The sequence below is a fragment of the Microcoleus sp. Pol14D4 genome (assembly GCF_036701245.1).
Lineage (GTDB): Bacteria > Cyanobacteriota > Cyanobacteriia > Cyanobacteriales > Microcoleaceae > Microcoleus.
On record NZ_JAUBQM010000136.1, the window covers coordinates 1 to 8111 of the forward strand.

Annotated in this window: 7 protein-coding genes, 1 tRNA gene and 1 pseudogene; 6 read left to right on the plus strand and 3 right to left on the minus strand. The window is 46.8% G+C overall.

Translation table 11 applies throughout. The features are described from left to right. The 3 genes from QUA33_RS26880 to QUA33_RS26890 form a co-directional block, all read left to right on the plus strand. Positions 1-312: transposase (locus tag QUA33_RS26880; RefSeq protein WP_333152663.1), on the plus strand; the 312-nt coding region annotated here is incomplete at its 5' end. A 271-nt stretch (positions 313-583) separates the two neighbouring features. Further along, entirely contained in the window at positions 584-949 is a 366-nt protein-coding gene (locus QUA33_RS26885; protein ID WP_333152665.1) for a hypothetical protein, read from the plus strand. 53 nt (positions 950-1002) lie between these two features. Continuing rightward, positions 1003-1197, plus strand: coding sequence for a hypothetical protein (locus tag QUA33_RS26890; RefSeq protein WP_333152668.1), 195 nt, complete (start codon positions 1003-1005; stop codon positions 1195-1197). Positions 1198-1275: 78 nt separating this feature from the next. Here QUA33_RS26890 and QUA33_RS26895 read toward each other — a convergent pair. After that, positions 1276-1349 (minus strand) — tRNA-Pro (locus tag QUA33_RS26895). 91 nt (positions 1350-1440) lie between these two features. Here QUA33_RS26895 and lipA point away from each other — a divergent pair. The 3 genes and pseudogenes from lipA to QUA33_RS26910 all read left to right on the plus strand — a co-directional run. Next, positions 1441-2316, plus strand: a pseudogene (lipA, locus tag QUA33_RS26900) (lipoyl synthase); the annotation flags it as partial. A gap of 807 nt (positions 2317-3123) precedes the next feature. Continuing rightward, positions 3124-4389, plus strand: coding sequence for an RNA polymerase sigma factor SigC (gene sigC / locus QUA33_RS26905; RefSeq protein WP_333073525.1), 1266 nt, complete (start codon positions 3124-3126; stop codon positions 4387-4389). Positions 4390-4743: 354 nt separating this feature from the next. Continuing rightward, entirely contained in the window at positions 4744-5271 is a 528-nt protein-coding gene (locus QUA33_RS26910) for a transcriptional repressor (RefSeq protein WP_333152670.1), read from the plus strand. 178 nt (positions 5272-5449) lie between these two features. On the opposite strand, the gene QUA33_RS26915 is transcribed toward QUA33_RS26910, so the two are convergent. Both QUA33_RS26915 and QUA33_RS26920 read right to left on the minus strand, forming a co-directional pair. After that, on the minus strand, positions 5450-7018 hold the full coding sequence (locus tag QUA33_RS26915) for a peptidoglycan-binding protein (protein WP_333152672.1): 1569 nt from the start codon (positions 7016-7018) through the stop codon (positions 5450-5452). A 530-nt stretch (positions 7019-7548) separates the two neighbouring features. Next, entirely contained in the window at positions 7549-7725 is a 177-nt protein-coding gene (locus tag QUA33_RS26920; protein WP_242724391.1) for a hypothetical protein, read from the minus strand. Between the last annotated feature and the right edge of the window lie 386 nt (positions 7726-8111).

Sequence of the window (8111 nt, forward strand, 5' to 3'; positions counted from 1 at the left end):
CTATCCTTGCTCTTCGCTGTGCTTATCTCAACGGTCAACTTTCACTTTGATGTATTTGCCAAACTGAGATGCACCCAGCATTATCCAGTAGCAGCCATGCCTTATTATAGCAGTCTAACGGATTCAGAATGGGAAACAATTGAACCAAGACTACATGAGATATTGCCCAAAAATAACCGAAATAGACCATGTAACTGGACAAAAAGAGAAATCTTAGATGGCATCTTCTACCAACTAAAAAATGGCTGCAATTGGCAAGACTTACCGAAGGACTTGCCCCCCTATTCTACTGTAGATTGGCATTACAAGTAGTGGCGCTCACAGGGAGTAATAGAAGAGCTGATGATGGTATTACATGAGCAAGTGCGTGAGAGGTAAAAAAAAAGCCAAATGGACTACATTGATGATGATAGACTCACAAGCCGTAAAAAATACTTGTAATGCTAGTATTGAGTCAAAAGGCTTTTGTTTCTACAAATCTACAAATGGTATTAAAAGACACAAGGCCGTTGATACACTTGGGTTTCCATTCTTTACCCACTGCACAAAAGCTAGTGTATCAGATGATGCTGGTTTGATTTAAATGTTGACTTTAAATATCGATTATTTTAAGTCCAAACCTCTAAATATTCCGAAAATTACACTCTTGCTAAACAATGGCTATCATCCCGAACATCTTACAAAAGAGTTAGAAAAAAATTATCCAGAAATTATGACAAAAATCAAGTTTGAACTTTCAGAAAAGCCATCAAAAGCTGAAAAAAAAGCTCAAGGGAAATCAGGATTTGTCCCAGTTAAAGCAAGGTGGGTCATTGAACGGTCAAATGCTTGGATGGAAAAATGTAAAATTTTGGTGAAGAACTTTGAGAGAAGTTTGACAGCGGCGACTGCCAAGCTCAACCTTTGTTTTATTAGGCTGATGATTAGAAGGCTTGCACCCTCTTCTTAGATGTCAAATGGGTTCTATACTCTGGCAAGGGCGACTTAGGACTGAAGGTGCAGATGTTGGAAGAAGAACTCAAGGAAGCACGGCGCTCACGGGAACAAAATAAAAACTCAGCTCCGACCGTTGCAGAATCTGCAGAGCCGACCGATATGCTCAATCAGTTAAAAGCGCGGCGCAAAAAGTCAAGGGCAGACTTGGGTGACATGGAAGCAGTTTTGGGGCTACTCAGCTACTTAGAAGAGTCGGACTGAGCTAAGGATGAACAGAAAATGGAATATCCTAGAGAGTAATAAATCTGAAATCCTTTACCTGTAAAGAGTTAAAGTCAATCGGGATGACAGGATTTGAACCTGCGACCCCCTCGTCCCGAACGAGGTGCGCTACCAAGCTGCGCTACATCCCGAAATTAGTCACTATATTTTTAGCTTATCACATTCAAGTTAAAATTTAGCAAGCTCGTATATAATGATTTGTAAAACACTACTCAGGCGGAGACAGACGTGACAGTTAAGCCCCAGTGGTTGCGAGTTAAAGCCCCCCAGTGGGAGCGCGTCGGCAACGTCAAAGAAATTTTGCGGGATTTATCCCTGAATACGGTTTGCGAGGAGGCGTCGTGTCCGAACATCGGCGAATGCTTCAACGCAGGTACTGCGACATTTTTGATTATGGGCCCGGCTTGTACCCGCGCCTGTCCTTACTGCGACATCGATTTTGAGAAAAAGCCCCAACCATTAGATCCTACGGAGCCCCAAAGATTGGCGCAAGCGGTGCAGCGGCTCAAACTCAACCACGTCGTCATTACCTCTGTCAACCGGGACGATTTGCCGGATGGGGGCGCGTCTCAGTTTGTCGAGTGCATTCAAGCAGTACGATCGGCGATGCCCGATACAACTATAGAAGTTTTGATTCCCGACTTGTGCGGCAACTGGCAAGCTTTAGAAATCATTCTCGCAGCCCGGCCAGAGGTACTCAACCACAATACCGAAACCGTAAAGCGACTTTACCGCAAGGTGCGGCCGCAAGGAAAGTACGATCGCACCTTGGAACTATTGCAGCGAAGCCGCGAACTCGCACCTGGGGTTTACACCAAATCCGGCATCATGGTGGGGCTAGGAGAAACAGACACCGAAATTCGGGAGGCGATGCAGGACTTACGGGCTGTCGGCTGCGATATTTTAACAGTTGGACAGTACCTGCAACCGACTCAAAAGCACTTGAACGTAGAAAACTTTGTGCCTCCGGAACAGTTTGATGCTTGGAGAAAGTTTGGCGAATCTTTGGGATTCTTGCAAGTTGTAGCTTCTCCCTTAACTCGCAGTTCCTATCACGCCGAACAGGTGAGGGAACTGATGAAACTTTACCCACGCTAGCCATTTTAATTGGAGTTGACTCGCGCCCGTTAGCGAAGCCCTCGAAGAGGATCGCACCATTCTCACTAAAACCCCATCAACCGGGTAACAGCGAGGAAAAACTTGCGCTTGATATGCAGGCCCTGGGCAAAAAACCCGGTTTCAGATCCTGGTTTTCGGGGCGTGATGTTAAGCCCGAAGCAGCAGTCAATAGCAAAACAATTATCGGTCGATCGTCGCCTCAAAGTCCCGACTTACGCAAAAGAGATCCAGAAACCGGGTTTCTTCCTCAAACTTCTAGGTTTTAATCGAGAAAATTGAGGAAGAAACCCGGTTTTTACGTCAGCCAATAACTCGGTACTGCGGACTCTAGCAACTCTGAAACCCATATTCTATAATGGATTAAACTTCTGCGCTCACTGCCGCGTATTTAATCAAGAGCGCCGAGTTATATAAAGTTTTATTAAAAAAATGGCTAATTTTCAGAAGTGATCGGGAACCAGGTTATCGGTGATGAAGATTAACTTAACTTCTGACTAACGTCACTTGTTTCTAGCCAGTCACTATCTATACTAGCTACATAAACAAAGAAGTACAACACACTTTTCGGGCCTTCAACCTGTTACATCAGAAAGTTCTTAGCGTTTTCCAGAATCTTGGTAAAACAAGTGGGGCAGCAAAAGTTCGATCGAACAACAGCAGAAAAGTCAGGAAAGTTAGTAAAGAAACACAAAGCGGTGATGCTTCGTTTTAACTAAGTGGGCATCTTAATTATAAATAACCGCTAAGCGTAGCATCTTTTCACCCGGAGCAACTGAGAAAATCACTATGCCAGCCACCTCTTTTTACGCTGAAGCTGAATTCGACGAACAACTGCGAGTCAATCCCTTGCAAGGTGATGTGTTGGACGAAGATGCTGAAGAAGCTGGAGACGAACTGCTCGACCAAGACCCAGCAGAGACAGAAGATGCAGACCCAGCAGCAAAATTGCAAAAAAATGCCAGCCGCCGCACTACAGATTTAGTGCGACTGTACCTCCAAGAAATAGGTCGGGTTCGTCTCTTGGGTAGAGACGAAGAAGTCTCGGAAGCTCAAAAAGTTCAGCGCTATATCAAATTGCTGGAATTACGCAACACCGTCGCCTCCCAGGAAGAAGGGCTAATTGCGCGCTTTGTGCATTTAATTGAAGTGCGAGATCGGTTAGCGGCACAGTTGGGACATAAACCTTCCCTGGAACGCTGGGCATTAACCGCCGGCGTCGGTGACGTGCCCGAACTCAAGCGAATTATGTCCGAAGGCAAGCGCCAGTGGGCAGAGTTAGCAGAGATGACAGTCGAGGCGATAGAAAGAGTTCAAGCCGAAGGCGTCGAAGCGAAAGACCACATGATTAAGGCGAACCTGCGCCTGGTGGTTTCGGTGGCGAAAAAATATCAAAATCGCGGTTTAGAATTGCTCGACTTAATACAAGAAGGTACTCTGGGACTGGAGCGAGCTGTAGAAAAGTTTGACCCGACGCGGGGCTATCGGTTTAGCACCTATGCGTACTGGTGGATTCGGCAGGGAATTACGCGGGCTATCGCCACTCAAAGCCGCACCATTCGCCTCCCCGTCCACATTACCGAAAAACTTAACAAAATCAAAAAAGCCCAGCGCAAAATTTCTCAAGAAAAAGGTCGGACAGCTACGATCGAAGATATAGCTGTCGAGTTGGACATGACGGCCTCCCAAGTCCGAGAAGTTTTGCTGCGAGTCCCCCGTTCTGTTTCTCTGGAAACTAAAGTGGGCAACGAAAAAGATACAGAGTTGGGCGACTTGCTCGAAACCGACAGCATCTCCCCAGAAGAAATGCTGATGCGAGAAGCTCTGCACCGCGACTTGCAGCAACTGCTGGCAGATTTGACCAGCCGCGAGCGAGATGTAATTCTGATGCGCTTTGGTTTGGGCGACGGACACCCCTATTCGCTGGCAGAAATCGGTCGTGCCCTCGACTTGTCCCGCGAGCGGGTCCGCCAAATTGAAGCCAAAGCTTTGCAAAAACTCCGCCAACCCAAGCGTCGCAACCGCGTGCGCGACTATCTGGAGTCTCTGACTTAAATTTGGCCTGTCAGTCAGCGCGATTAATCGGGGAGCAAGGCATTTGGCACTTGTGCAGAAGGCATGAGGCATTTGGCAGAAGTAACAATATTTACTTCTAAACAACTTCTCTGTCCTCTGCAGCAAGTCAATCGATTTTAGATTTTAGATTTTAGATTTTAGATTGAAGCATTGACCCCACGGATATGGGGGCTTCTATCCTGGGTGCTTTCACCCATAAAGCTTGTTAAAAGTCAAAAAATATCAAAAACCAAATTTTTTCCTCAATCTTTTTTCAATAAGCTGCGATATTTGCAAAATATCTCGATCGTTGTGTATTATTGTCAATAGGCAGACTTTCTTGAGAGGGTCACTATGGCACTTTATACCGCGTCCTCATTCAAATCCGAACTCAATGACAAAGGCTGGCGGATGACTCCCCAACGGGAAACCATCTTGCACGTGTTTCAGAACCTCCCCAAAGGCAATCACCTGAGTGCGGAGGATTTGTACACTTTGTTAAAAAATCGCGGAGAAAACATTAGCTTGTCCACCATTTACCGAACTTTAAAGTTAATGGCAAGGATGAGCCTCCTCCGCGAACTCGAACTAGCAGAAGGTCACAAACACTATGAAATAAACCAGCCTTACCCGCATCACCACCACCACCTAGTCTGCGTTCAGTGCAATAGGACGATCGAATTTAACAACGATTCGATTTTGAAAATTGGCCTGAAGCAAGCTGAAAAGTCTGGGTTGCACCTGCTAGACTGCCAGCTAACCATTCATACGGTGTGTCACGAAGCTTTGCGGATGGGATGGCCGTCTTTGGTTTCCAGCAATTGGTCTTGTCCGAGGTCGATCGCCCAGAACGGCAGCAGCGCCGCGGATGCAATCGAGTGAACATACACTATTTTCGCATTTCCAAGTACGGCTTGTTACAAGTTTTAACAAAAATCGGTAGCCCAAGTGCGATCGCAGTTAGGCAGAAACCGGGTTTCTGAAGAAAAATACATCATTTCAGGAATGAGTCGGAAACGAGAAACCCGATTTCTTTGATGTAGCGTCCGCAAGCCCGGGGCTAAAAAGTTTGGCTCAACAAATCGTCGCTGCTGACCCCGTAACTGCGCTGAGCTCGATCGAGGGCGTCTCTCGTCGGAGTATCAAAAACTCCGCCGATGGGGCCTGTGTAAAAGCCGAGGTCTTGCAGCCGCCTTTGTAATTGCTGAATGCTCGATCGAGAGTTGAAACTGTTGCTAATTGGAACAGCAGGAACAGCTACCCGCCCAGCTAATCCGTTTTGGAGCGCAGCCAAAGTCGCCGGAGTGGCAATACCCGTCGCCGGTGACAAATTGCGTTCCTGCTGAAACGATAGCACCGCAAACTCGGTCTCGGCTCCAAATACTCCGTTCACCGGGCCGGGGTTTTTGCCCAGACTTCTGAGGGCAGACTGAAGCTGTCGGACAGCAGCCCCAGTATCGCCCCGTCGCAGACCAGTGGCGATTTGCGGCACAGGCGCTGCAGCCTGCCTGTTGCCTTGTCGCAAAGCCGATCGAGTGCTGCGATCGACCCTTCCAGTCCCGAACAGCCCGCTATCTCTCTGAAAGCGGATCAAAGCTGCTTGAGTTGGTCGATCGAACCAACCGTGAATCTGGCTCCTGTAATAACCCAATTCTTGCAGCCGCCGCTGCACAAATTCTACTTGTCGGCCTCTGTCGCCCAACTCTAGAAAATCTCCGCCATTAATCTGTTGGTCATCTTCGTCAGTCCATGAGGTAATTTCAGCTTGCCTCATCTGGGCATCGATAGCAGTCAAAGTAGCAGTGTCAGCGCAACCATCAGAAACCAGATTGTAATCTTGCTGAAAACGAGTCACAGCGTAGAGAGTGCGTTCCCGAAACTTACCGTCAACGCCGCCTTCAAAATAGCCCAAAGCTTTTAATTGTCGCTGGATCAAGTCTACCGTCGCCCCTCTGTCCCCGAACCGCAGCCCCTTGCAACCGCCATTTCCCGAAATATTCCCTGGAAGCGTAACGGGGCGGGTGGAACCAAACAGCAAAGCTAAAGTTTGCCTATCGGCAACTCCAGTCACCCGCAGTCGATTAATCCGTTGGAAGTATCTAACCGCATTTTGAGTAACTTCGCGAAAACTCCCTGTAGGATGCGCGCTGAAGTAGCCTAGCTGCTGCAACCTGCGCTGGAGTGCCGAAACATCTGCACCCGCGTCTCCAAAACGCAGCTCCCTATAATTTGTATAGATAGTTTTAAAAGGTCGATCGTCATCCCCGGCCAAACTGTTAAGTGCTATTACAGTAGCTCGATCGGGCCTACCAGTCAGCGACAGTTGATAGTCTCGCTGAAAGTTAGTCAGAGCTTGTTGAGTAACTGGGCCGAGTTGACCTGTCGAAGATCTGGGAAAATAGCCAAGTTCCCGCAACCTGTCTTGAACAGAGCGCAAATTGGGATATCCCGGATCTATTTGAGCAAAAGCCGAACCTGCTGCACTCAAAACCGACAGCATCAAAGCCAGAGACAGCAAACGGACGTAAGTTTGACTCGATAGGTTTTGCCACTTGGGTTCATCAAAAATTTTCGACTCTAGGGGTGCTTCGCAAACAAGAGCAAGTTCGAGGTAAGCAAGAGATTCCATAATTTTTTAGTGTGAAATGGTGGGTGGGTTGTGTGAGCAAACTACCAAAAATGATTTTTGGCACGCTTGGCTTGGATTCTACCAACGCTAAGTTATATTTGAAAAGCGCGAAGCACCCGTTTTTCTAAAAAAAATACCGTCAAAAATAATTACAGGTAATAACCAAGATAGCATCGCTGCTTCTAGAGACGCGAGACTCAGCAAAAAAGTTTGCAGGCATAGTCTTAGCCTTGAAGACCAAAAGAGAATAAGTTGTCAGGTAGTGTTGGCTAATATTTTATCTGCCTGCCGCTGAAATTACCACAAGACTTGCGAGCAGGCTGTCATCACCTTAATTTGTGGTCGGCTAAAGAGCCTGAAATCGCAGTTTTTTTGTTAAGAAACGCGGCTTCTTCATGTGGCGAGTGCGTCTGGGAAAGTACCGCTGATTAACCCAAAAACTAGCCAATAAAAATCCCCACTTTTGCTAGTTGCAAATAGGGCGGGGATTTTTTGATAAGTTGACTTTGTATTAAAAAATCGACGATCGCTTAAATTAAGCCGAACCGATCGCAAATTACAGCTACTCCCGCTGCAAAAATAGTAATTGCGATGGCTACCAGCGGGTTTTGCCCTCTGCTCACCGCAAAAGAGGTAACGACCCCAGCTCCCAAAGCCGCAGTAACAGCAGCAGTCGCCAAATCTCGATCGGGACGTTTGTCGTACATATTTTTTATTGTTGGTAGCTGTTAAGCGGAAAACTTACATCTTGTAATCCAAGCTACCACTGTTGCCTCTGCGGCGGTGACAACAGCCTGGGTTTTGCAACTAACCTTAAAATTTTGCTAATGTTCTTAACATACTCTCGTGAATCACATAAGTTAGGTTTATGTATTATTGAGTTTTTCTGTTGAGTTTTAGCTTTTAAAACCTTTTGCCTGCTGGGTTTTTATCTTAAGTTCAGGATTTTGCAGGGGCGATTGCACCTGCAGTGTCAGCGCATCAAACTGCTATCGCAAATATCGTAAATAAATTTAACCTGGGGGGGTGACAACCCGCCCCAAACCCATAGTTAGTAAGGATTGAGCCAACTTGTGGTAAAAAAAGATAGGCA

What these genes read in the sequence shown, in the direction of transcription:
- QUA33_RS26885 (WP_333152665.1), top strand. Translation starts at nt 584, where the DNA reads ATGTTGACTTTAAATATCGATTATTTTAAGTCCAAACCTCTAAATATT.
- QUA33_RS26890 (WP_333152668.1), top strand. Translation starts at nt 1,003, where the DNA reads ATGTTGGAAGAAGAACTCAAGGAAGCACGGCGCTCACGGGAACAAAAT.
- sigC (WP_333073525.1), top strand. Translation starts at nt 3,124, where the DNA reads ATGCCAGCCACCTCTTTTTACGCTGAAGCTGAATTCGACGAACAACTG.
- QUA33_RS26910 (WP_333152670.1), top strand. Translation starts at nt 4,744, where the DNA reads ATGGCACTTTATACCGCGTCCTCATTCAAATCCGAACTCAATGACAAA.
- QUA33_RS26915 (WP_333152672.1), bottom strand. Translation starts at nt 7,018, where the DNA reads ATGGAATCTCTTGCTTACCTCGAACTTGCTCTTGTTTGCGAAGCACCC.
- QUA33_RS26920 (WP_242724391.1), bottom strand. Translation starts at nt 7,725, where the DNA reads ATGTACGACAAACGTCCCGATCGAGATTTGGCGACTGCTGCTGTTACT.